The 23,285-nt window shown below is 30.1% G+C and carries 23 protein-coding genes; 12 read left to right on the top strand and 11 right to left on the bottom strand.

The window, feature by feature from the left end:
• Window positions 1-72: 72 nt before the first annotated feature.
• From perR to uvrA, 6 genes are read left to right on the top strand one after another with little or no spacing between them, the layout of a single operon-like run.
• Complete coding sequence (perR, locus tag ACOTVC_RS03345; protein WP_039619189.1) at window positions 73-486, top strand: peroxide-responsive transcriptional repressor PerR; 414 nt, start codon at window positions 73-75, stop codon at window positions 484-486.
• Window position 487: 1 nt separating this feature from the next.
• Window positions 488-1,672, top strand: a complete 1,185-nt coding sequence (locus ACOTVC_RS03340; protein ID WP_214099267.1) for a hypothetical protein — start codon at window positions 488-490, stop codon at window positions 1,670-1,672.
• Window positions 1,673-1,679: 7 nt separating this feature from the next.
• Window positions 1,680-2,381 (top strand): bifunctional demethylmenaquinone methyltransferase/2-methoxy-6-polyprenyl-1,4-benzoquinol methylase UbiE, encoded by a 702-nt coding sequence (gene ubiE / locus ACOTVC_RS03335; protein WP_214098028.1) that lies wholly within the window; start codon window positions 1,680-1,682, stop codon window positions 2,379-2,381.
• Complete coding sequence (gene xseA, locus ACOTVC_RS03330; RefSeq protein ID WP_087685421.1) at window positions 2,378-3,541, top strand: exodeoxyribonuclease VII large subunit; 1,164 nt, start codon at window positions 2,378-2,380, stop codon at window positions 3,539-3,541. Before ubiE ends, xseA begins: the two co-directional genes overlap by 4 nt.
• A 12-nt stretch (window positions 3,542-3,553) precedes the next feature.
• On the top strand, window positions 3,554-4,630 hold the full coding sequence (gene serC, locus ACOTVC_RS03325) for a phosphoserine transaminase (protein ID WP_421627710.1): 1,077 nt from the start codon (window positions 3,554-3,556) through the stop codon (window positions 4,628-4,630).
• 21 nt (window positions 4,631-4,651) lie between these two features.
• Entirely contained in the window at window positions 4,652-7,477 is a 2,826-nt protein-coding gene (gene uvrA, locus ACOTVC_RS03320; protein ID WP_214116336.1) for an excinuclease ABC subunit UvrA, read from the top strand.
• A gap of 111 nt (window positions 7,478-7,588) precedes the next feature.
• Here the strand turns inward: uvrA and ACOTVC_RS03315 are convergent, their stop codons facing one another.
• From ACOTVC_RS03315 to trpB, 3 genes are all read right to left on the bottom strand, one after another.
• The gene (locus ACOTVC_RS03315; protein WP_421627707.1) at window positions 7,589-9,178 is read right to left on the bottom strand and encodes a disulfide bond formation protein B; all 1,590 of its coding nucleotides are present in this window, start codon (window positions 9,176-9,178) and stop codon (window positions 7,589-7,591) included.
• A gap of 12 nt (window positions 9,179-9,190) precedes the next feature.
• A complete protein-coding gene (locus ACOTVC_RS03310) occupies window positions 9,191-9,358 on the bottom strand; it encodes a hypothetical protein (RefSeq protein ID WP_158100222.1) in 168 nt (55 codons plus the stop codon).
• Window positions 9,359-9,449: 91 nt separating this feature from the next.
• Complete coding sequence (gene trpB / locus ACOTVC_RS03305) at window positions 9,450-10,625, bottom strand: tryptophan synthase subunit beta (RefSeq protein WP_421627705.1); 1,176 nt, start codon at window positions 10,623-10,625, stop codon at window positions 9,450-9,452.
• 275 nt (window positions 10,626-10,900) lie between these two features.
• On the opposite strand from trpB, the gene ACOTVC_RS03300 reads away from it, so the two are divergent.
• Entirely contained in the window at window positions 10,901-11,344 is a 444-nt protein-coding gene (locus ACOTVC_RS03300) for a YqaA family protein (RefSeq protein ID WP_039642251.1), read from the top strand.
• Here ACOTVC_RS03300 and ACOTVC_RS03295 read toward each other — a convergent pair.
• Both ACOTVC_RS03295 and ACOTVC_RS03290 read right to left on the bottom strand, forming a co-directional pair.
• A complete protein-coding gene (locus ACOTVC_RS03295) occupies window positions 11,300-12,304 on the bottom strand; it encodes a nucleoside hydrolase (RefSeq protein WP_421627757.1) in 1,005 nt (334 codons plus the stop codon). The genes ACOTVC_RS03300 and ACOTVC_RS03295 overlap by 45 nt on opposite strands.
• Window positions 12,304-13,659: an MFS transporter gene (locus ACOTVC_RS03290; RefSeq protein WP_263684051.1), complete on the bottom strand. Its 1,356-nt coding sequence runs from the start codon at window positions 13,657-13,659 to the stop codon at window positions 12,304-12,306. The genes ACOTVC_RS03295 and ACOTVC_RS03290 overlap by 1 nt, the downstream gene beginning before the upstream one ends.
• Before the next feature lie 133 nt (window positions 13,660-13,792).
• On the opposite strand from ACOTVC_RS03290, the gene polA reads away from it, so the two are divergent.
• Genes polA through motB form a run of 3 tightly spaced genes read left to right on the top strand, consistent with a single transcriptional unit; the run spans window position 13,793 to window position 17,962 of the window.
• Window positions 13,793-16,432 (top strand): DNA polymerase I, encoded by a 2,640-nt coding sequence (polA, locus tag ACOTVC_RS03285; protein WP_421627703.1) that lies wholly within the window; start codon window positions 13,793-13,795, stop codon window positions 16,430-16,432.
• 12 nt (window positions 16,433-16,444) lie between these two features.
• On the top strand, window positions 16,445-17,218 hold the full coding sequence (gene motA, locus ACOTVC_RS03280; RefSeq protein ID WP_039619177.1) for a flagellar motor stator protein MotA: 774 nt from the start codon (window positions 16,445-16,447) through the stop codon (window positions 17,216-17,218).
• 9 nt (window positions 17,219-17,227) lie between these two features.
• Entirely contained in the window at window positions 17,228-17,962 is a 735-nt protein-coding gene (motB, locus tag ACOTVC_RS03275; RefSeq protein WP_214115031.1) for a flagellar motor protein MotB, read from the top strand.
• An 18-nt stretch (window positions 17,963-17,980) separates the two neighbouring features.
• Here the strand turns inward: motB and ACOTVC_RS03270 are convergent, their stop codons facing one another.
• The 6 genes from ACOTVC_RS03270 to ACOTVC_RS03245 form a co-directional block, all read right to left on the bottom strand.
• Window positions 17,981-18,964, bottom strand: a complete 984-nt coding sequence (locus tag ACOTVC_RS03270; RefSeq protein WP_039628956.1) for a beta-ketoacyl-ACP synthase III — start codon at window positions 18,962-18,964, stop codon at window positions 17,981-17,983.
• Entirely contained in the window at window positions 18,951-19,940 is a 990-nt protein-coding gene (plsX, locus tag ACOTVC_RS03265; RefSeq protein ID WP_039628955.1) for a phosphate acyltransferase PlsX, read from the bottom strand. The genes ACOTVC_RS03270 and plsX overlap by 14 nt, the downstream gene beginning before the upstream one ends.
• Window positions 19,941-19,945: 5 nt before the next feature.
• Window positions 19,946-20,092 carry a 50S ribosomal protein L32 gene (gene rpmF, locus ACOTVC_RS03260; RefSeq protein ID WP_012662034.1) on the bottom strand — a complete coding sequence of 49 codons (147 nt, stop codon included), beginning with the start codon at window positions 20,090-20,092 and terminating at the stop codon, window positions 19,946-19,948.
• 15 nt (window positions 20,093-20,107) lie between these two features.
• Complete coding sequence (locus tag ACOTVC_RS03255; RefSeq protein ID WP_039619169.1) at window positions 20,108-20,461, bottom strand: hypothetical protein; 354 nt, start codon at window positions 20,459-20,461, stop codon at window positions 20,108-20,110.
• Window positions 20,461-20,874: a nucleoside-diphosphate kinase gene (ndk, locus tag ACOTVC_RS03250; protein ID WP_039642239.1), complete on the bottom strand. Its 414-nt coding sequence runs from the start codon at window positions 20,872-20,874 to the stop codon at window positions 20,461-20,463. Before ndk ends, ACOTVC_RS03255 begins: the two co-directional genes overlap by 1 nt.
• A 140-nt stretch (window positions 20,875-21,014) precedes the next feature.
• The gene (locus tag ACOTVC_RS03245; protein WP_039642237.1) at window positions 21,015-21,299 is read right to left on the bottom strand and encodes a ferredoxin, 4Fe-4S; all 285 of its coding nucleotides are present in this window, start codon (window positions 21,297-21,299) and stop codon (window positions 21,015-21,017) included.
• A gap of 185 nt (window positions 21,300-21,484) precedes the next feature.
• Between ACOTVC_RS03245 and ACOTVC_RS03240 the strand changes: the two genes are divergently transcribed.
• Both ACOTVC_RS03240 and ACOTVC_RS03235 read left to right on the top strand, forming a co-directional pair.
• On the top strand, window positions 21,485-22,081 hold the full coding sequence (locus ACOTVC_RS03240) for a peroxiredoxin (protein ID WP_039642235.1): 597 nt from the start codon (window positions 21,485-21,487) through the stop codon (window positions 22,079-22,081).
• Window positions 22,082-22,223: 142 nt separating this feature from the next.
• On the top strand, window positions 22,224-23,285 hold a 1,062-nt coding region (locus tag ACOTVC_RS03235; protein WP_421627701.1), incomplete at its 3' end, for a cache domain-containing protein.

The following is a 23,285-nucleotide window of genomic DNA, read 5'->3' as shown; positions in this document are numbered from 1 at the left end:
AAATATCTTTTAATATAATTATTTTTTTATAATAAAAGCGTTATACTATTAAAAAATATTGGAGAATTTATTATGGAACTTATTCAAATGCTTAAAAATTGTGATTTAAAAGCTACTCCACAAAGACTTTGTATTTTGAAAATTTTAAAACGCCATGAACATCCTAATATTGAATCTTTATATGAAAGTATTAAGGAAGAGTATCCTTCTATTTCATTGGCTACGGTATATAAAAATTTAAACACCTTAAAAGAGCAAGGTTTGGTGGTAGAAATTAACACTCCAAATCAAAAAACTTGTTATGATATTTATGAATATCCACATATTCATGTAATTTGTAGTAAGTGTAATCATATAGAAGATGTGTGTTATGAAGATAGCGGGCTTAATAAATACCAAGAAGAACTCGAGAAAAAAATCGGTAATATTATTGATTATCTTGGTGTTTTTGCCCATGTAAATGGTTGTAAAGCTTGTAAAAAATAAAATGGTTTGTGAAGTCCAAAGACGCTTTTTACTCAAAAATGATGACTTTATAAAAATTTTAAAAGAAGAAAAAATCACTTATTCTAAGGATAAAATACGCGTTTTTTTTACGCGTATAAGTCCTTTTTGCGATATTAAATATAAAAAAATCAATCAAAGTTATCATCAATTTTCACTTTATAAACTACATGATATTATAGATAAAAAAACTCATAAACTCTCTAAAAAAGAATTTAAATGCCAAAGTAAAAATGCTATAGGGGATATCATTAAAAAAACTAGAATTAGTTTTGAGGTTAATGGTATTTGGTTTTTTCTTTATAAATTTAAAAATAATTTGCAAGATTTAATTATTTTAAAAGTTATTTTTTCTACTTTTGAACAAGCAAGATGTTTTAATTTACCCCATTTTTTACAAAGCTATAAAGAAATCACAGATGATGAAAATTTTTATAGTAAAAATTTAGCATTATATGGAGATTTTTCAAAGACCTTTGATAGTGTAAAATGTATTAAAATTTTAGACAAGCAAGAAGACATTAGTTTGTATTTTCCAAGTCAAATTCAAAGTTTTGAAGCAGGTAAAATTTTACTTTTTGTGCTTTTAAAAAGATTAAAAAATGATAGATTAAATTTTTTACAAAAATTGACTTTTGAAAGTTTAGAGCAATTTTTTATAAGCCTTAGGCAAATTTGTATCTTCTTTGAGTTTTTCAGTGCTCTTTTTGAAAAAAGTATTCAAAATAAACTTCAAAATTATATTTTAAATTTAGAAAAACAAGTATATGGCGATAAAAATTATAAATTTGAATTAGAAAAGTATATTTTTATTTTAAGTGATGAAAAAATTAACAACGTTTTTCTTGATATGGATTTTATTTTAAAGAATGATTGTGATTTTTATCAAGGAGAAGAAAATCAAATTTTAAAGTCCTTGGTAGCTTTTAAACTAAGAAAAGAATTAGTTTTTTTAAAGAAAAAAATTGTAAAATCTCAAATAAATCTTAAAGAAGAAATAGAAAGAATAAAATTTTTATTATGCTATTTTGCAACTATGTTTGAAGAAAAAAGTATTAAAAAGTTGAAAAATTATTTTGAATATAATCATTTAGAGCAAATTTCTTATAATAAAAATATAATAAAACAAATTGAAAAAAGCATTAAAAAATTGAAAATATATAGTTAGGAAAAACATGCAAAAACAAGAAAAAATAGTCAAAATGTTTGATGATATAGCACCAACTTATGATAAGGCTAATAGGATTTTAAGTTTTGGAAGTGATGTGAGTTGGAGAAAAAAAGCTTGTTTGGATGTTTTTAAATTTTCTAATAATGAACTTGATATTATCGATGTAGCTTGTGGTACGGGTGATATGATTATAGAATGGCAAAATCAAGCCTTAAAGGCAAATAAAAATATCATTAGCATAAAAGGAGTTGATCCAAGTGCAGGTATGCTTGAGGTGGCTAAGAAAAAAATTCCTGAAGCGATTTTTGTACAAGCAAAAGCACAAGAACTTCCACTTGAAAATGAAAGTGCAGACATCATAAGTATAAGTTATGGTATACGCAATGTGGTAGATAGGAAAGAAGCTATAAAAGAATTTGCAAGAGTGTTAAAAAAGAATGGAATTTTACTTGTACTTGAATTTACCAAAAGAGAGCAGGGTGGTTTTATAGCTGCTTGTAGAGATTTTTACTTAAAAAATATTTTGCCAAAAGTGGGTGGATTTATCAGTAAAAATTATAGTGCTTATGAGTATTTGCCAAATTCTATAGAAGATTTTTTAAGCAAAGAAGAATTTATTAAAGAATTGAGTGGGCATTTTGAAATGTTAGAGTATAAAAGCTTTAGTTTTGGTGTTTGCTCTATGTTTATTGCAAGAAAAAAATGAAAGTTTCAGAACTTAATCTAAAAGCTAAAAGTTTATTGGAATTTCATCTTGATGATATAGAGCTTAGTGGAGAAATTTCTAAAATTACCATTCATAGTTCAGGGCATTGGTATTTTGATTTAAAAGATGAAAAATCAAGCATAGCTTGTGTGATGTTTAAAGGCTTTAATCAATTTGTTCAAGCTAAACCTAAGGTTGGTGATATGCTTGATCTAAGAGGTTATGTGAGTTTATATGAAGCAAGTGGTAGGTATCAATTTATCGCTAAAAGTATGCAAAAAACAAGCCTTGGGGATTTAGAAGCTAAATTTTTAGCCTTAAAAGAAAAGCTTGAAAAAGAAGGCTTGTTTGATACAAATGCTAAAAAAAGCATTGTTAAATTTCCTAAAAAAATAGGCATAATCACTTCTTTTACTTCAGCAGCTTTGCAAGATATGCTAAAGCTAATTTCACAAAAGGAATACAATCTTTGTAAAATAACTATTTTTAATGCTCTCACTCAAGGACAAAGCGCTCCAAATTCTTTGATAAATGCTTTAAAAAAAGCCAATGAGTATAATTTAGATGCGATTATTTTAGCAAGAGGTGGCGGGAGTAGAGAAGATTTGTTTTGTTTTAATGATGAAGAACTTGCAAGATGTATTTTTTCTTTAAAAACACCTGTTGTTTCTGCCATTGGACATGAGATTGATTATGTTATTAGTGATTTTGTAGCAGATTTAAGAGCACCAACTCCAAGCGCAGCTATTGATATGATTTTTCCAAATAAACTAAGCTTAGAACAAGGACTTGATGAGCTTGCTATGCGTTTTAAAAACCAAATGTCAAATCATCTTAAGTTTTATCAAAACAAAATCGATCACTTGCAAAATTTAGCCAAAGCTAAGTCTTTAGAAAATGCTTTTTTTCTTAGAAAACAAAAGCTTGATTTTTTACAAAGCCAACTAAAGAGCGTTTTAAATTTAAAATTATTAAATTATGAAAATAAGCTTGATAATTTTGAGGAACTTTTAACTCAACATAAAAATTTCTTTGATAAAAGTAAAAATTTGATAAATTTACAAAAAGATGGCAAAAATATCTCTCTTGAAAAACTAAAAAAGGGAGATATTATAAAACTTTGCTCAATAAATGAGAGCAAAGAAGCCCAAATACTATAAAAAGGAGACAAAATGAGAGTAATGAATTTTAGTGCAGGTCCTTCAAATCTGCCTGATGAGGTTTTAAAAGAAGCACAGGAGCATTTGTTTGATTATCATGGCAAAGGCTTTTCTATTATGGAAGTTTCTCATCGTGGAAAGGTTTTTGAAGAAGTGCATTTTGAAGCTATTAAAATGGCAAAAGATCTTTATGGTGTAAATGATGATTATGAAGTGCTTTTAATGCAAGGTGGGGCTAGTTTGCAATTTGCTATGATACCTATGAATTTATATATGGGTGGAGTTTGTGAATTTGCTAATACGGGAGTTTGGACTAAAAAGGCTATTAAAGAGGCTGAAATTTTAGGAGTAAATACAAAAATAGTAGCAAGTAGCCAAGAAAGTGAGTTTGATCATATTCCACAATTTGAATTTAGTGATAATGCAGATTATGCTTATATATGCTCTAATAATACCATTTATGGAACTCAATATAAAAGCTATCCAAAGACTAAAAGTCCTTTGATAATTGATGCTTCTAGTGATTTTTTTTCTAAAAAGATAGATTTTTCTAATATTGCTATGCTTTTTGGTGGAGTGCAAAAAAATGCAGGAATTTCAGGACTTGCTTGTGCATTTGTGCGTAAAGATATGATAGAGCGTAGTAAAAACAAAAATATACCTAGTATGTTAAAATACAGTGTTTATGCTGAAAATAATTCTTTATTTAATACACCTGCAACCTTTGCTATATATATGTTTAATCTTGAAATGAAATGGCTTTTAAATCAAGGTGGCTTAGATAAAATCAATGAGCAAAATATACAAAAGGCTAAAATTTTATACGATGTGATTGATGAGAGCAATGGTTTTTATAAAGGTCATGCTAAAAAAGAAGATAGATCGCTAATGAATGTTAGTTTTAACATAGCTCATGATAAAAACTTAGAGCCAGTTTTTGTAAAAGAAGCTGAAGAAAATGGTATGATAGGTCTTAAAGGACATAAAATTTTAGGTGGAATTCGTGCTAGTATTTATAATTCTATCAGCATTGAAAAGGTTCAAAAGTTAAGTGAATTCATGAAAGATTTTGCTAAAAAATATGCTTGATTAGGTAAAAAGAGGATTTTTATGAATAATGACAAAATAAGTATCATAGGTGCTAAAGAGAATAACCTTAAAAATATCAACCTAGAAATTCCTAAAAATAAACTCATAGTATTTACAGGACTTAGTGGAAGTGGTAAATCCACTTTAGCTTTTGGTACGCTTTATGCAGAAGGACAACGTCGTTATATTGAAAGTTTAAGTGCTTATGCAAGGCAGTTTTTAGATAAAGTGGGTAAGCCAAATGTTGATAAGATAGAAGGTTTAACTCCTGCTATTGCTATTGATCAAAAAACAACTTCTAAAAATCCTCGATCAACTGTTGGAACTATTACTGAAATTTATGATTATTTAAGACTTTTGTATGCAAGGATTGGCTTACAACATTGTCATCAATGTGGCCAAAAAATCTCATCTATGAGTGCAGCAGATATCGTAGGTGAAATTTTAAAGCTTCCAAAAGGAGCAAAAATCATTATTTATGCACCTTTAATCAAAGAAAAAAAAGGAACTTTTGCAGATCTTTTGGAAAATTTAGTTGCAAAAGGCTATGTTAGAGCGCAAATTGATGGGGTTTTAACACGTCTTGATGAGGATATTGAGCTTGCTAAAACCAAAAAACATACAATAAAACTTGTAATAGATAGGCTTGAAGTGCAAGATGATATGCTAGCAAGACTTGCAGGCGATATAGAAAAAGGCCTTAGTGAGAGCTTTGGTGAAGTGGAAATTGAAGTTTTAAACAGTGAAGAATTAAACATACCTAAACATTTTCATTATAGTGAGCATAATGCTTGTTTTGATTGTAAAATTTCTTTTCCTTTGCTTGAGCCTTTGAGTTTTTCTTTTAATTCTCCAAAAGGTGCTTGTCCAAGTTGTGATGGTCTTGGTATAAGATATACACTAGATATGAAAAAGCTTATCAATGAAGAATTAAGCTTAGAAGCAGGAGCTATAAAGCTTTTATATGGGTTTAATAAAAGTTATTATTATAAGTTTTTAATGGCTTTTTGTGAGCAAAATGATATTAGGGTAAAAATTCCATATAATGAGTTAAGTGAAGAAGAAAAGCGTCTAGTGCTTTATGGTAATGCTAAGGAAATCAACTTTTTATGGAAAAGACATCGTTTAAATCGTAAATTTGAAGGTGCGGTTAAATATGCCTATGAAATGCTAAAAGATGAAAAAGATTTAAGCGAGTATATGAGCGAAAAAACTTGCAAAGATTGCAATGGTCATCGTTTAAGAGCAGAAAGTTTAGCTGTAAAAGTAGCTGAGAAAAATTTGGGTGAAATTTTAGATATGAGTATAGAAAACACCACTGCATTTTTTTCAAATGAAGCTAATTTTGCGTATTTGAGTGAGCAAGAAAGATTGATAGCTAAGCCTATTTTTAAAGAAATTAATGAAAGATTGTTTTTTCTTTATGATGTAGGACTTGGGTATTTATCCTTAGGACGTGATGCTAGAACCATTAGTGGAGGTGAAGCTCAAAGAATTCGTATAGCATCTCAAATTGGTAGTGGATTAAGTGGGGTGATGTATGTTTTAGATGAGCCTAGTATTGGTTTGCATGAGCGAGATACAGCAAAACTCATTAAAACTTTAAGAAATCTTCAGCAAAAGGGTAATACTTTAATTGTAGTTGAGCATGATAAAATGACCATAGAAGAGGCAGATTTTATCGTAGATATTGGTCCAAATGCTGGTAAATTTGGCGGTGAGGTTGTATTTAGTGGGACTTATAAAGAATTGTTAAAAAGTAAAAGCCAAACCGCCCTTTATATGAGCGGTAAAAAACAAATTGCTCATCAAAAAAACAGAGAACAAAAAGATTTTATTAGTTTAAAAGATGTGAGTATTAATAATATTCAAAATTTAAGTGTAGATTTTCCATTGCATAATCTAGTAGCAATTACAGGCGTTTCAGGAAGTGGTAAAAGCTCATTGATTTTACAAACTTTACTTCCATTCGCAAAAGAAGAGCTTAACCGTGCTAAAAAAGTTAAAAAACTAAGTGGGGCTAAAATAGAAGGTTTAGAAAAACTTGATAAGGTGATTTATCTTGATCAAAGTCCTATAGGTCGTACCCCGCGTTCAAATCCTGCTACTTATACAGGCGCTATGGATGAAATTCGTAATCTTTTTGCAGCTACTAAAGAAGCTAAAATGCGAGGTTATAAAGCAGGGCGTTTTTCTTTTAATGTTAAAGGTGGAAGATGTGAAAAGTGTAGTGGCGATGGCGAGATTAAAATCGAAATGCACTTTTTGCCTGATGTGATGGTAACTTGTGATGTTTGTAATGGTAAAAGATATAATGATGCAACTTTAGAGATCAAATATAAAGGTAAAAGCATAGCTGATGTTTTAAATATGAGTATTATTGAAGCAAGTGAGTTTTTTACTTCTGTACCAAAGATAAAGCAAAAACTTGATACTTTGGTAAAAGTTGGGCTTGATTATCTTACCTTAGGACAAAATGCAACTACTTTAAGTGGTGGGGAGGCTCAGCGTATTAAGCTAGCCAAAGAATTAAGCAGAAGTGATACGGGAAAAACTCTTTATATTTTAGATGAACCTACAACGGGACTTCATTTTGAAGATGTTAATAAACTTATTTTGGTTTTGCAACATTTAGTTGATCTTGGAAATAGTGTGTTTGTGATAGAGCATAATTTAGATGTGATTAAAAATGCTGATTATATCATCGATATGGGGCCTGAAGGTGGAGTTAAAGGTGGTAAGGTTATAGCTAAAGGTAGCGTTGAAGAGCTTGCTAAAAATCATGAAAAAAGTGGTTCTTATACGGGGTATTATCTAAATTTAGAACTTAATAATAGTAAAAAATAAATTTGATCGAAAGAAAATGATGCAAAAATAAATTATTGTTTTAAGATAACAAATAACGCAACTTACTTAAGTGATGTTTGAAAATTCCTGCCCATAAAAAGGCAGGAAAACTTATAAAGGGTTTTTATAAGTTTTTATAACATCTTTTTTATCATTTGTACGATCTAAAATATAGATAGTATTATTTTTTATAGCTAGAGATTTTGGATTATTAAGTCCTTGAATTTCATAAGCATCGATTATTTTTGCATTTTTATAATCAATTACAAGTAAGGTGCTGTAATTTAAACTTAATGCTAACATTTTATCCCCTATAATATCTGCACCTACTATATAATAGTCATTGATATTTCTACCATCTTTGAGTTTTAAGTTTTCATCAACTTCAAGTATTTTTTCTCCGCTTAACAAATAGTCTTTAGTACTCGCATAAGATAAAATAAGTTTTTTGCTAAATTTGTTTGGAACTGTGATTAAATATAAAAATTTACCATCATTAGCATAAGAGTGTATATAGTTTTGCTTTGCTCTTATGGTTAAAATATATTTTCTTGAAGGCTCAAACCAATTTTCATTTTTTTTAGTAAAAAATGCAGGTGCTATATTTTTTGTTGTTTTTTTAAAAGTTTGCCATTCTAGCATTTCATCAATAGAAGCATCTGTTTTTTCTGTTCCTGTGAAAGTTTTATTTGCTGCTCCAATGACAAACTTATTTCCTATAAAAGTAGCATCGACAATATATCTCATATCATTTCCATTTGTTTTATCAAACAAAACAAAACCATTAGATTGTTTAAAATCTTTAGTGTATGATACAGCCATTTCATTAGTTACGAGAGCAAATTCATCGTTATTTTTATTATAAGCTATAGCATTGATGTGTTTGAATTTTTCTAGTTCTGGTATTTGTATTTCATAAGTATCTAACATCTTTATACTTTTTGAAATTTCAAAAGCTCCACTAGAGATATTTTTTTCAAAATTTAATCTTTTTGGCTCTACTAAATCTTTAATAAAAACATCTTCTGGAACATTTTTGCCTAAAAGATTAAATTTACTAAGTCTTCCCCAAACTTCTGTAGTCCAAGTTTTACTCATGATATTCATATCAAAAGTTAAACGATCAGGATTTGATTTTCCTGTATAAGGAGGTAAACCATTTATTATTAAAGCTTGAAAAGCATTAGAGCAAACTACTATGAAAGATATAATAATAACAAATTTTGAATAAGTGTTTAAAGTTTTAACTTTAATTTCTTTATTAGCAAGATCTTCCATCATAGAGCTATTTTTTCTTATAAATAATAAAGCAAGCCCCATTACTATAACAACACACCAATATACAACAACAGCCCAAGTATAAGTATGAGCTCCTACTAATTTGTCTCCTAAACCTATACCAATATCTCTTTGCCACCAACTGGCTGTATGACGAACTCCCATATAGATTCCATATCCTGCAAATAAAAATACACAAACAATATATTTTATTTGAGGACCATATCGTAATATAAGCATTCCAAGAACACCAATTACGATCATACCAATACGTTCAAACCAGCAAAGTGTGCAAGGAGATTCATTATGAAAATATCCTAAATACATATTTGCAAATCCTACCGGTATTGTTAGAATAAGTAAAACGGCAGAGGTCATAAAAAAGTAAAAATATTGATCATTTTTGCTTAAATAGGCATTCATAATTATTTCTCCTTACCAATTGCCACTTGGGATAATAGAGTCAAAGCTAGCTACTAAATACATAAAATAATTTAATAAAGCACCGCAAAGGAAAATTCCAAAAATTAATTTTTCTTTTTCTGGTTTAATAAGTATTAACAAGATAGAAATTGCTAATAAAACTAATATGCTAAATTCCATATTAACTCCTTTTTTATTTATATTTGATAAAATTTTATTAAAAAAATGTTAAAAATTATCTTAATAAAAAGGAGTTATTGGAATTTAAAAATTAGCCATAAATTTTACCCTTTTTATATTCATAAATACTTTGCATATCTTTATCGCCTCTTCCTGAAAGATTTACAATTATCACACTTTTATTTTTTAAAGTCGGACAAAGTTTTTCTAAATAAGCTAATGCATGTGAGCTTTCAATAGCGGGTATAATACCTTCTTCTTTGCACAATAATTTTAAAGCATTAATACACTCATCATCACTAATAGCATGATAACTTGCTCTTTTACTTTCTTGTAAATATGCATGCAAAGGACCTATACCAGGGTAATCAAGCCCAGCAGAAATACTAAAAGTATGAGCAATGTTTCCTTTATCATCTTGTAAAACCTTAGTTTTCATACCATGGATAATACCCTCTTTACCTTTAGTAAGTGTGGCTGCATGATAAGGTGTATCTTTACCTAAACCTGCTGCTTCAACGCCTATGAGTTTAACTTTTTCATCTTTTAAAAATGCATGAAAAATTCCAGCAGCATTGCTACCACCTCCAGCTGCTGCTATGATGTAATCAACTTTTTTATTTAATTTTCTAAGTTGTATTTTGCATTCTTTACCTATAATACTTTGAAAATGCGTAACAATTTGCGGATAAGGATAAGGCCCTACTGCACTTCCTACTACATAAAATACTTCTTTGGTGTTTTTAACCCAAAAATTTAAAGCCTCATCCACTGCATCGTTTAAAGTTTTACTTCCACTTTCTACCGCATGAACTTTTGCTCCTAAAAGCTCCATTTTATAGACATTTAAGGCTTGTCTTTTTACATCAATAGCTCCCATAAATATCTCACATTTAAGTCCCAAAAGTGCTGCTGCAGTAGCGGTTGCAAGCCCGTGTTGTCCTGCTCCGGTTTCTGCAATAATTTTTTTCTTATTCATTTTCTTTGCCATTAAGGCTTGAGCTATGGCATTGTTGATCTTATGAGCTCCTGTGTGAGTTAAGTCTTCTCTTTTTAAATAAATTTCATGATTATAAAGCTTGCTTAAATTTTTAGCATGGTATAAAGGCGTAGGTCTTCCCACATAATTAGCTAAGAGTTCTTTTAATTTTGTGTTAAAATCTTTATCTTTTTTGAGTTTTAAAAAAGCTTTTTCTACTTCATCTAATGCTATTTTTACTTCATTTGGCACAAATTGCCCACCAAATTTTCCATAATATTTTTTCATAGTATTTCCTTAGGAATGATTAATAATTTAAAATCAAAAATGATCAACTAAAACTAAAAATGTAAAATAAAAAATGATTGAAAATGTAGTAGCAGGCTTAACGCCAAGAAAAAGAAGCTTTGTTAAATGAATATTCTAAATTTAGTTTAGAAAATTTTTTCCTTTCCATAGTTTTCCTTTTAAAAAATTGCCAAATGACTTTACATTCTAAGATAATTATTATTAAAAATTCTTTAAAATGATAGTTCAGAAAATAAATACTAAGAAAATTTGTAATGTTTGATTTTTTATATAATGACATAAGCTATATAGGGCTTTTTATAGTATGTTTTCTCTCTAGCACGCTTTTGCCTATGGCAAGTGAAGCTTTTGTACTTGCTTTTGTAAAATTAGATTTTAATGCTTGTATGGTTTTATTTGTCGCAAGTTTGGGGAATACTTTGGGTAGTTTGAGTACTTATGCGTTAGCTTATTTTGGAGAGAGTCAAATTTTAGAAAAATATTTTAAAGGCTCTTTGTGTAAATTAGAAAAAATCAATGCAAACTTTAAAAAATTTGGTTCCTTATATGCTTTTTTTACTTTTTTGCCCATAGTGGGAGATCTTTTTGCACTAGGGCTTGGATTTGCTAAGTATTCTTTTTTAAAAGCAAGTATTTTTATAGCCTTGGGTAAATTAAGTCGTTATGCTTTTGTAATTTTCATAGCAAATTCCATTTAAAAGTCTTGATTTTAAAAGTTTTAAAAGTCTAGTATTATTAATATCTTTTAAAACTTTTATAGTGTTTTTTAATTTATGATTTTTCATAGGCATTTTTGCATCTTTAAAACACCTTATCGTGCTTCCTCTAGCAAAAGTACTATCACAAATGACATCTACTAAATACTCATCAAAATTTGCTAAATTAGGATCAAGTATATAAGCAATAGTTAATGCATCATGTATCCATGTGCCATTTGTACCTCTTGTTTTGCTTGCATAATCAATCCAAATTCTTAAAGTCTGTACTAAAAAATCACAAAGAGGATTTTGATTTTCTAAAGCATTTAAATCTTCATGTGTGAGCATAGTTTGCATTGTTGCATTATAAGGAACAAGTGTGATTTTAGCTCTTGAGTTTAAAACCATACTAGCAGCTTCAGGATCAAAGCCAAAATTTGTATCTTTGATATGATAAGGCATATCAAAACTTCCACCCATGATAAAAATTTCTTTCACATTTTTATCAAAGTCTTTAAAAAGCTTCATCGCTATGGCTATATTTGTTAAAGGTCCTATAGCGCAAATTGAAATTTCACCTGGGTTTTGCATAATAAGCTCACCCATTTTCATACAAGCATTTGGGCTTATGTTTTCTAAGATTTTTATAGGTTTTATATGATTCCAAAGATGAGTAAGCTTAAACTCTTCTACGCTTTTATCTAGTCTTTGTCTCCAAAAATGACCATCTTCACATAAAGCTTCATGGGCACCTAAATACAAAGGTATATCTAGATTAAGCTTATTTAATAAATCTTTAGCAACACTATAAGCGGTTAAAGCTTGTACATTACCACTTAAAGTGCTAATCATCTCAAGTTTGATTTCTTTGGAGGCTAAAATAAGTCCAAGGGCTAAACCATCATCGGTATTAGCCCCTGCTATTCCATTGCCTATATCAGTATCTAAAATAAGGCGTATCATATCGCATCTTCTATTAAATTTAAATCCCTACCTCTAGTTTCTGGTGCAAAGAAAGTTGTGATAAAACCAATTCCCGCGGTGATAACAAAATACAAGGCTATTGGCCACCAAGTGCCATAATAAGCAAGCAAAGCTGAAGCTATCATAGGAGCGGTTCCTCCTGAAAGTATAGAGCCAAATTCTTTTGCTAGTGCCATTTTGGTATAGCGATTTTTTGCTCCAAAAAGCTCCACACCCCACGCAGCTTGTACGCCAAAAATTCCTAAAGATGCCAAAGACATACCTACGATGATAGTTAAAATTACAATAATTTCATTTTTACTATCAAGTAGCATAAAAGCAGGAAAAGCATAAAGCATTAAAAGCAAGCAAAAGGTTCTATAAGTAATACGCCTTCCAAATTTATCACTTAAATATCCTGCTAAAGGTATAACTAAAAATCCTACTAAAGAAGCGATAACAACAGCAGTTGTGGCTACTGATTTATCAAGAAGTAAAATTTTAGTTACATAGCCTACTATAAAGCCTTGTGCAAGATAAGATGGCCCATTTTCTCCTATCCTTATACCCACCATAGTCCAAAATGCACGACTTTTTTGCCAAAAAGTTCTTTCATCTTTTTTCATATGTGCTTCATTTTCATGACGAATTTTTAGCATTAATTCTTTTTGTTTTTCAAAAACAGGAGTTTCTTTTACATTTAAACGCATATAAACAGCAAAAAGTGCTATAAAAATACTTCCTATAAAAGGAATTCTCCATCCCCATTCTTTGAAACTAGCATCATCCATGCTTGTAACTAAAAGCCATACAAAAGCTGCAAGCAAGGTTCCACTATTTGATCCAAGAGCGATGATAGAAGAGATTAAACCTCTATGCTTACTAGGAGCATATTCTCCAAGCATGACAGTTCCACCTGAAAGCTCAGCACCTGCGCCAAAGCCTTGCATAAAACGCAAAATAACCAAACATATAGGAGCCCAAATTCCAATTACTGCATAACTTGGTATAAAACCAATTAAAGTAGTTGAAATACCCATTAATGCAATGGTGCTCATCAATACATTTTTTCTTCCGTATTTATCTCCTAAATATCCAAAAAATAAAGCTCCAATAGGTCTAGCAATAAAACCTATACCATAAGTAACAAAACTAAGCAATAATGCTATAACAGGAGTTTGCTCAGGAAAGAAAACTTCTGAAAAAACAGTAGCTGCAGCTAAGCCATAAAGTGCAAAATCTGCATATTCCATAGCAGTTCCTAGCCAACACGAAAACACAGCCTTTTTGAAGGCTTTTTTTCCTTGTGGAGTTTGAAAATTTTCATCCGCGATTGATTTTGTTTGCAAGATTAAACCTTTATTTGAAATTTCAAAATGATAATTTTATCTAAAATGCTTAAAATGGAAATTTAATACTTTTTACCGACTTTTAAATAATTTTGGGCGATAATTATTGTTATTATTTTTTTAATATAGGAAAAAAATGAAAACTTTAACCATAATTGATACTTTTGGCTTTTTCTTTAGACTTTTTTATGCTTTAAAGGGTTTGAAAAATTCAAAAGGCGAACCTAGTAATATGATTAGCGGTTTTGCTAATTTTATTTATAGTTTGAAAAATGAACATCCTAGTGATATGATTATTTTTACTCTTGATAGCAAAGGAAAAACTTTTAGAAGTGAAATTGATCCAAATTATAAAATCAACCGTACTCCGCCTCCACCTGATTTATTAGCTCAAATTCCAATTTGCATTCAAATGATAGAAAAAATGGGTTTTTCAAGTTTTTCTTGCGAAGGCTATGAGGCTGATGATATCATAGCATCTTTGGTTAAAGAGTGTGAAAATAAGGATATTTTTATAAGAATTATCACTCAAGATAAAGATTTGTATCAACTTATAAAAGATAATAAAGTTAGTATTTATAGTCCTATTTCAAAAAATGATTACAATGAAGCAGGATGTTTGGAAAAATATGGGGTAAAACCTAGCCAAATAAGAGATTTTTTAGCTCTATGTGGAGATAGCTCAGATAATATCCCTGGGGTAAAAGGAATTGGTGCTAAGGGTGCTAAGAATTTACTTGATGAGTTTGAAAGTATTGAGGGAATTTATGAAAACTTAACACTAGTGCGTAATGAAAGAAATAGAAATTTGCTTCTTGAAGGTAAAGAAAATGCCTTTTTGAGTAAAAAACTTGCTTCTTTGTACGAAGATTTAGATGTGAAAAATATGCTTTTAAATTGTGAGTATCCAAAAGATGAACCTTTGCTTAAGATTATGGATGTTTTGGAGTATTATGAATTAAATGCTTTATTAAAAAAGCTACGCACTAATCCTACTAATAAAGATAAAAATTTAGGATTTAATGCAAGATTAATTTTAGATGAGAAAGAATTATTTGAAATTTTAGAAAAAATTGATGATCAAAGCATTGTTGCTTTTGACACTGAAACTACGGGCTTAGATACTAAAGAAGCTAAGATAGTAGGGTTTAGCTTTTGTTTTCATGAAAGTGAAGCCTTTTATGTGCCACTTGCGCATGATTATTTAGGAGTTTGTAAGCAAATTTCTATGCAAGTGGCCAAAAAAGGCATAGAAAAAATCTATCAAAGCACAGTTATAGGACATAATCTTAAATATGATTTTGAGATTATAAAAAATAATTTTAATTTACTTCCTCCAAAAAATTATGCTGATACTATGATACTTGCATGGCTTAAAGAGCCAAGTTTGCGTGTAAATATGGATGATTTAGCAAAAAGATTGTTTGATTATGAGACTTTGCATTTTGAAGACTTGGTAAAAAAAGGAGAAAGCTTTGCAGGAGTGGACGTAGAAAAAGCTTGTAAATATGCAGCCGAGGATGCTTATATCACTTTAAGATTTTATTTGTATTTTTTAAAAAATTTAGAAAAGCCTTTGTTTGAGCTTGCACAAAAAAGTGAGTTTGAATTTATCAAAGTGCTTATTATGATGGAAAATAATGGCATTAAACTTGATACTCAAAAGCTTGAAAGCTTAATGCAAAGTTTTAATCAAGATATTAAAATACTAAGTGAAAAAATATATGATTTGGCGGGTGAAAAATTTAATATCAACTCTCCAAAACAAGTAGGGGATATTTTATTTGAAAAACTAAAACTACCAAGTGGTAAAAAAAGTAAAACAGGTTATTCTACTGATGAAAAGGTTTTAAATGCTATTTTAGATAACCATCCGATTGTAAAAGAAATTTTAGCCTATAGAGAGCTTGCAAAATTAGTTTCTACTTATTGTGAACCTTTGTTAAAATTAGCTAAAAAAGATGAAAACTCAAGAATTTATTCAAGCTTTTTGCAAACTGGTACTGCAACTGGACGCCTTTCATCAAAAGATCCAAATTTACAAAATATCCCTGCTCATGGTCAATATGCTAAAGATTATAAATCCTGTTTTGTAGCAAAAGAAGGATTTAGTTTTATCTCGCTTGATTATTCACAAATTGAGCTTAGAATGCTAGCGCATTTTAGTGAAGATGAGAAATTACTAGAAGCGTTTTCAAATGATGAGGATATTCATGCAAAAACTGCTATTATGATTTTTAATCATAGTGATTATGAAACAAGAAGTATTGCTAAAAGTATAAATTTTGGTCTTATTTATGGCATGGGTTATAAGACTTTGAGTCAAAATTTAAAAATAGAAGCAAAATTAGCTAAAGAATATATTGAAAAATATTTTGAGAATTTTACTAGCATTAAAACTTATTTTGAAAAGGTAAAAAATGAAGCTAAGCAAAATGGTTTTATAAAGACTTTGCTAGGTCGTAAGCGTTATTTTGATTTTGAAAATGCAAAGCCTATGCATGTGGCAATGTATGAAAGAGAGAGTATTAACTCTACACTTCAAGGCTCTGCTGCCGATATAATAAAACTTGCAATGATAGAAATTGCAAAAGACTTAGATGAAAATAAACGCTTGATTTTACAAATTCATGATGAGCTTATTTTTGAAGTAAAAGATGAACTTTGCGAGGAATTTGCAAAAAATGCTAGTGATATTATGGAAAATATTGTAAAATTAAAAGTTAAATTAAAAACTTCATCAAGTATTGCCAAAAATTGGGGCGCATTAAAATAAGGAGAATAACTAATGGATCTTTCAACCATACTTGGGATGGTATTAGCTGTTGTTAGTATTTCTGTAGGGGATATTTTAGAGGGCGGTAACCCTTTGCATGTTTTGCACTTAAGTTCGTTTTTGATCGTGGTTCCAACTGCGGCTTTTTGTGCGATGACAGCAACGCATAAAAAATTTGTTAAAGCAGCTTATAAAGAATTAAAACTTGCCTTTAAAGGTGCAGGGGTAAATTTAAGTCAAAGGATAGCTGAGCTTGTAGAATACTCTATCATAGCAAGAAGAGATGGGCTTTTGGCTTTAGAATCAAAAACTAATGAAATTGATAATGAGTTTTTAAAAGAAACTATGATGATGATGGTTGATGGTAAGAGTGTAGAGGAGATTAAAGAAAGCATGGAAATCCAAATAGAAGAAATGGAAGAATACTATAAAGAAACTGCTGAATACTGGATACGCTTTGGTGAGACTTGCCCTACTATGGGTCTTGTTGGTGCGGTTATGGGGCTTATGCTTGCATTGCAACTTTTAGATGATCCTCAAGCTATGGCAGCAGGTATTGCAGGGGCATTTACTGCAACAGTAACTGGGATTTTTGGTGCTTATGCTTTATTTGGTCCTTGGGGACATAAAATTAAAGCTAATGCGCATGAACTAATCAAAGAAAGGATAGTTATCTCACATGCTATTGTGAGTATTGCTGAGGGAGCTAATCCTAGAGATTTAGAGGCTAAATTGTTTAATTATCTCGGACAAGGCGAGCCTAGAATTTCTCAGTTTGATAAGTAAGAGTTAAAAATGGGAAAAAAACATAAATGTCCAGAATGTCCAGCAGGTGAAAAGTGGGCTGTACCTTATGCAGACTTTTTAAGTTTGCTTTTGGCACTTTTCATTGCTCTTTGGGCGATTTCTGAAAGCAATCCTGCTAAAACTGAAGCCTTAAAAACTGAATTTGTTAAAATTTTTGAATTTACTGCTTCTAGTCCTTTAGAAAAAGAAAGTGAAGTGCATAATAAATATAGTGCACCATCTAATGCAAATGTTGAAGAACTTGAGAAGCTTAAAAAATTAAGTATTACTCAACAAGAAAATATAGAAAAACTAAAAGCAGCTTTAGATCAAAGAGAAAATAATATCGTTTTAAATTTGCCTGCAAGAGTTGAATTTGCTAGAGGTAGTACTGAGATTGACTCAGCAGATGTGCAAGATTTTTTAAAGCGTATTAGTGAAGTTTTAAAAAGAATGCCAAAACAAGCTCAAATAGAACTTAGAGGTTATACTGATGCAAGCGATAAAGATCCTAAAAGGAATTTTGATTTAGCAAGTAAAAGATCTCAGGTTGTGGCTGATTATTTGATTGCTAAAGGGATTAATCCAGCTCAACTTATAGTGGTTAGTTTTGGAGATAACTATCCTTTAGGTGCAAACAAAGAAGATGAAATAAATAATAGGGTTGAATTTTATATTCGTGTAGATTCTTCGGATAATCAAACTAAAAAATCTGTATTGGATCAAATTGGAACTTTTAAATAACAAATAAGCAAAAAAGACTTATTTGTTATTTTCTCCGCCAAAACGAAGTAGTGCTGAACCCCAAGTAAAACCACCACCAAAAGCATCAAGTAATACTAGCGAACCTTGTTTTAAACGACCTTGTTCATAAGCATCATTCATTGCCATAGGAATTGAGGCGGCTGAGGTATTGCCATATTTTTGAACAGTAACTACACATTGCTCATCTTTAAAATTTAATTTTTCTTGTACGGCTTTGATAATTCTTAAATTAGCTTGATGAGGTATAAAAAGATCAATTTCTTCGCTTTTTATATTATTTTTTGTAAGAATTTCAACAACATCATTACTTAGAGTATTCACTGCGATTTTAAATACTTCATTTCCCTTCATTTGCATGGAAAGTGGAGAGCAGATACTACTTTTTTGAGCTCTTTGAGTCATTAATAAATCTCCAAATTCTCCATCGCTTGCAGTATGAGTATCTATGATAGGGAAATTATCATCTAATGACACAACCCCAGCACCAGCTCCATCACCAAATAACACACAAATGCTTCTATCAGTATAATCCATAATAGAGCTAATTTTTTCAGCGCCTATGATTAATACATTTTTTTTAGCACCACTTTCAACCATAGATTTTGCAAGCTCTAAAAGATAAATAAACCCTGAGCATGCAGCAGAAATATCAAAAGCAGTGATATTTTTTAAGCCTAAATTATGAGCGATTTTGCACGCAGTTGATGGCATGGTAAAATAATCAGGGCTTAAAGTAGCTACGATGATCGCATCTATATCTTGAGGATTTAAATTAGCTCTTTGTATGGCTTTAATAGCCGCTTTAGTGCCAAGATCGCTTGTATTCTCATCATCATTTGCTATATGTCTTTGTTCTATACCAGTTCTTCTTAATATCCATTCATTACTAGTTTGAACCATTTTTTCTAAGTCAAAGTTACTCAGAGTTTTTGTAGGGATATAAGAAGCTATACTTTTTAAGGAAGCTTTAGTTGATTTCATAATTAGAAAGTTCTTTTTCTATAGTTTGATTTATATTTGATTGTGTGAAATTTAATGCTTGAAAAATAGCATTTTTTATAGCTTTTGGACCACTTTTTCCATGACTTATAATGACACATTCTTTTATGCCTAAAAGCGGAGCTCCGCCATATTCTTCATAATCAATATGAGTTTTTAATTCATTAAAAGCTGGTTTTGCTAAAAGATAGCCAAGTTTTGCTAAAAAAGATTTTTGAATTTCTTGTTTTAGAAGCTTTGTAATAACACTCGCTACACCTTCACCTGTTTTAAGTAAAATATTTCCATTAAACCCATCGCATACTAATACATCTATAGTGCCATTAAAGATATCTCTACCTTCGGCATTTCCGACAAAATTTGGAAGTTGTTTTAAGAGTTGATGAGTTTCTTTGGTAAGCTCATTTCCCTTACATTCTTCTTCACCATTTGATAGTAAAGCAACTCTAGGTTTAGTAATTTTTAAAATCTCTTTAGCATAGGCTTCGCCCATAATAGCAAATTGAAATAAATGCTCGCTTTTACAATCAACATTTGCTCCAACATCTAATACAAGTGTTCTTGAATGGATATTTGGCATTAAGGTAGCTATTGCAGGTCTAGCAATATTTGCTAATCTTCCAAGTCTTAATGTGGCTAAACTCATGGTAGCACCACTATGTCCAGCAGAAACAACAGCTTTTGCTTTTTGATTTCTTACTAGTTCTATGGCCTTGTAGATAGTACTATCTTTTCTTTTTAATGCATCTGTGGAATTTTCTTCCATAGCAAATACATCAAAAGCCTCTTCATATTCTATATATGAGTTTAATTCTTGAGGGATTAAGGTTTTAAGTTTTTGAGGATCTCCTACCAAGATAGCTTTAAATTCACGCTCTTTTAAAGCCTGAATCACGCCTTCTATAATAGGTTTTTCCCCAAAATCACCTCCCATTGCATCAATAGCAATGCTTGTCATCGTTATTAATATTCCTTAGTTACTGGATTTACACGGTGAGGCATTTTATAGCTACCATCTTTGTCTTTTATAGGCATAGGTAGGGTAACTTTATAATGAGTTCTGCGTTTTGCTGCACGAGTTTTGCTCACTCTTCTCTTAGGTACTGCCATTTTTTACTCCTTTTATTAATTTAAACATTTATTACAATAAAAATAATCACTTAAATAAGATTGCAACTCGCTTGTGGCAAGTTCTATTAAATCTACATGAGAGTCAAAAAACTCCATAGTGTCACTTAAAGTGTTATTTTCATCTTTAAAAATTCCATCACTTGCAAAAAGCTCTACATTTTGATCGATTTCAAGCTCCATTTCATCGCCACACCGATCGCAGTTTCTATAAGTAAATCCTTTAAAACTAGCTTTTACTTTTGCTAATTTTGGATTAACTTTTGTAATAGTTCCTTCAAAAACTATATTATCAAGATCTAGTTTAAAAGGATAAGCTACAGAGCTAAGTTTTGCAAAGGCAATTTTCATTATAAAATTTCAGTTTTTGAAAAGAAAAATTCTATTTCAATTTTTGCATTTTCCAAGCTATCGCTTCCATGAACCGCATTTGCATCAATACTATCTGCAAAATCTGCTCTAATAGTACCAGGAGCTGCTTCTTTTGGATTTGTAGCACCCATTAATTCTCTGTTTTTTAATACAGCATTTTCGCCTTCTAAAACAGAAACCACAACTGGACCACTGATCATAAATTCAACTAAATCTTTGAAAAAAGGTCTGTCTTTGTGTACAGCGTAAAATTCTTGAGCTTCTTTTTCTGAAAGCTGTATTTTTTTTGTTGCTGCTATTCTTAGACCATTGCTTTCAAAGCGTGTTAAAATTTGACCAATAACACCTTTTTTAACTGCATCAGGTTTAATAATAGAAAGTGTTTTTTCCAAAATCGTCCCCTTAATTTAAATAAGTTTTATATTTATAAAAGAGCTAATTATACCAAAAAATGCTTTAAAATTATATAAAAGTTTAGAGTTATTAAAGGGTTTGTAAGTAACTTGAAATCAAGATACTTACATTAAATTTGTTAAGCAAATACCGGAGTTGAACCGTCTCTTAAGTCACTTCCGATGTTATCACGGCTTGGTTGCCCGCTAACTACATCACTCCATACAATACAGCCATCAGTTGGACAAGCACTTGCACAGGCTGGCTGATCATTGTGTCCTACACATTCAACGCACTTATCAGAATAAACATAATATCTATCTTCACCTTCAGGATTGTTTGCATCATCTACGATTGCGCTTACTGGGCATTCATCTATACAAGAACCACATGCTATACAAATATCAGTAATTTTAACTGCCATTTTTTACTCCTTAATATTAATATTGGATATAAGATTATCAAAATTGTCTTAATTTTATTCTTAAAATCTTTTAATTTTGATAATAAAATTAAATTATGGGTAATTTTACACAATTAATAAATTTTTAAATTTACAAATGATATTATTTTGTTACAAATAAAATTTATTAATTAGGAGATAAAATTATGGTAGTAACTAAAAAAGCTATTGACTTTACAGCACCTGCTGTATTAGGTAATAATGAAATAGTTGGAGATTTTAATCTTTATAAAAATATAGGACCAAAAGGTGCTGTAGTATTTTTCTATCCAAAAGATTTTACATTTGTTTGTCCGTCTGAAATTATTGCTTTTGATAAAAGATATCAAGATTTTAAAGATAGAGGTATTGAAGTAATCGGTATATCTTGCGACAATGAATTTTCTCACTTTGCATGGAAAAATATGCCTGTAAATCAAGGTGGTATAGGCCAAGTTAAATTTCCTTTAGTAGCTGATTTAACAAAACAAATTGCTAGAAATTTTGATGTTTTATTTGAAGAAGCAGTTGCTTTAAGAGGTTCTTTCTTGCTTGATGCTGATGGAACAATTCGCCATGCGGTAGTTAATGATTTACCACTTGGAAGAAATATTGATGAAATGATTAGAATGGTTGATACTATGTTATTTACTAATGAGCATGGTGAAGTTTGCCCAGCAGGTTGGAACAAAGGTGATGAAGGTATGAAAGCTGATCCTAAAGGCGTTGCTGATTATTTAAGTAAAAATGAAGATAAACTTTAATTTTATAAAGCCTATTTATAGGCTTTATAATTTTTTATTTAAAACTTATTATTAAAAATATTTCTACATTTTTCTTCATCTAAAATTTATTTTTTTAATTATATAGTTTTCCATTAAAAACATTTAATATTAAGGAGTAAAAATGTTTCAAAGCATCACGAGTAGATTAACTTTGGTAATTGCCATTATAAGTATTATAGTTCTTGTTAGTGTTAATGGCTTGAGTTATTACAACATAAAAGAAGATACTTATGAATACCTAGAAGAAATACAAAAAAAGACAATGCTTGATACAGCTGAAGTTTTTTTTATTTATTCAAATGCAAAAAGAAAAGCAGTATCAACTTTAGCGGAAGAAATAGTAAAACAAGATTTTTCTAATGATGAAAATATATATAATTTTTTAGAGGCTTTTAAAAAAGCAAATAATTTTGACATTATATATTTTGCTTTAGAAGAAAATGGAAAACATTATAAATCCGATCATACTTATTTAGATAAATCCAAAGGATTTGATGTAAAAACAAGAGCATGGTATATCAATGCAAAAAAAGAAGGAGGGCTGATTGTCTCTGATCCATATTCTAGTTTTGCTGATGGTAAAATGAAAATTGCATATGCAATGCCCGTATTTAAAAATGACAAATTTATAGGTGTTGTTGGTGGAGATTATGATTTGGAGAGATTTTCAAAAGATGTGCTTTCTGTTGGAAAAAGTTCTCAAGCATATACAGCTATATATGATATAGAAGGAAATGCATTTTTTCATCCAGAAGTTGAAAAAATAGGTAAAAAAGACAAACTAAGCGAGAATATCTCAGTTTATATGAGAGCAAACCCTCATTTTTTGGAACTCAATAACGAAAATGCAATTGCTTATATACCTAATGAGCAAGGTGTTATGGAAGCGATTATGTGTACTAATTCTTTTAATTCTAAATATAAAGTATGTACAGTAACAAAGGAAAAGGTATATTCGGAAAAAGTAAACGAGGCTTTAATAAAACAAATTATCATAGGAGCTATAAGTTTGGTGATAGCTCTTATAGTTATAAGATTTATGATCAATTATAACTTATCCCCACTAAAAAAAATCCAAACCGGCCTCAACTCTTTCTTTGATTTTATCAACTATAAAACCAAAGATTCAGCTATGATAGATGTTAAGACTAATGATGAATTAGGTGCTATGGCAAAAGCCATC

Source organism: Campylobacter sp. GB48 (assembly GCF_049221845.1).
In the GTDB taxonomy this organism is placed as follows: domain Bacteria; phylum Campylobacterota; class Campylobacteria; order Campylobacterales; family Campylobacteraceae; genus Campylobacter_D; species Campylobacter_D lari_C.
This window is presented reverse-complemented; position numbering and strand designations above follow the sequence as displayed.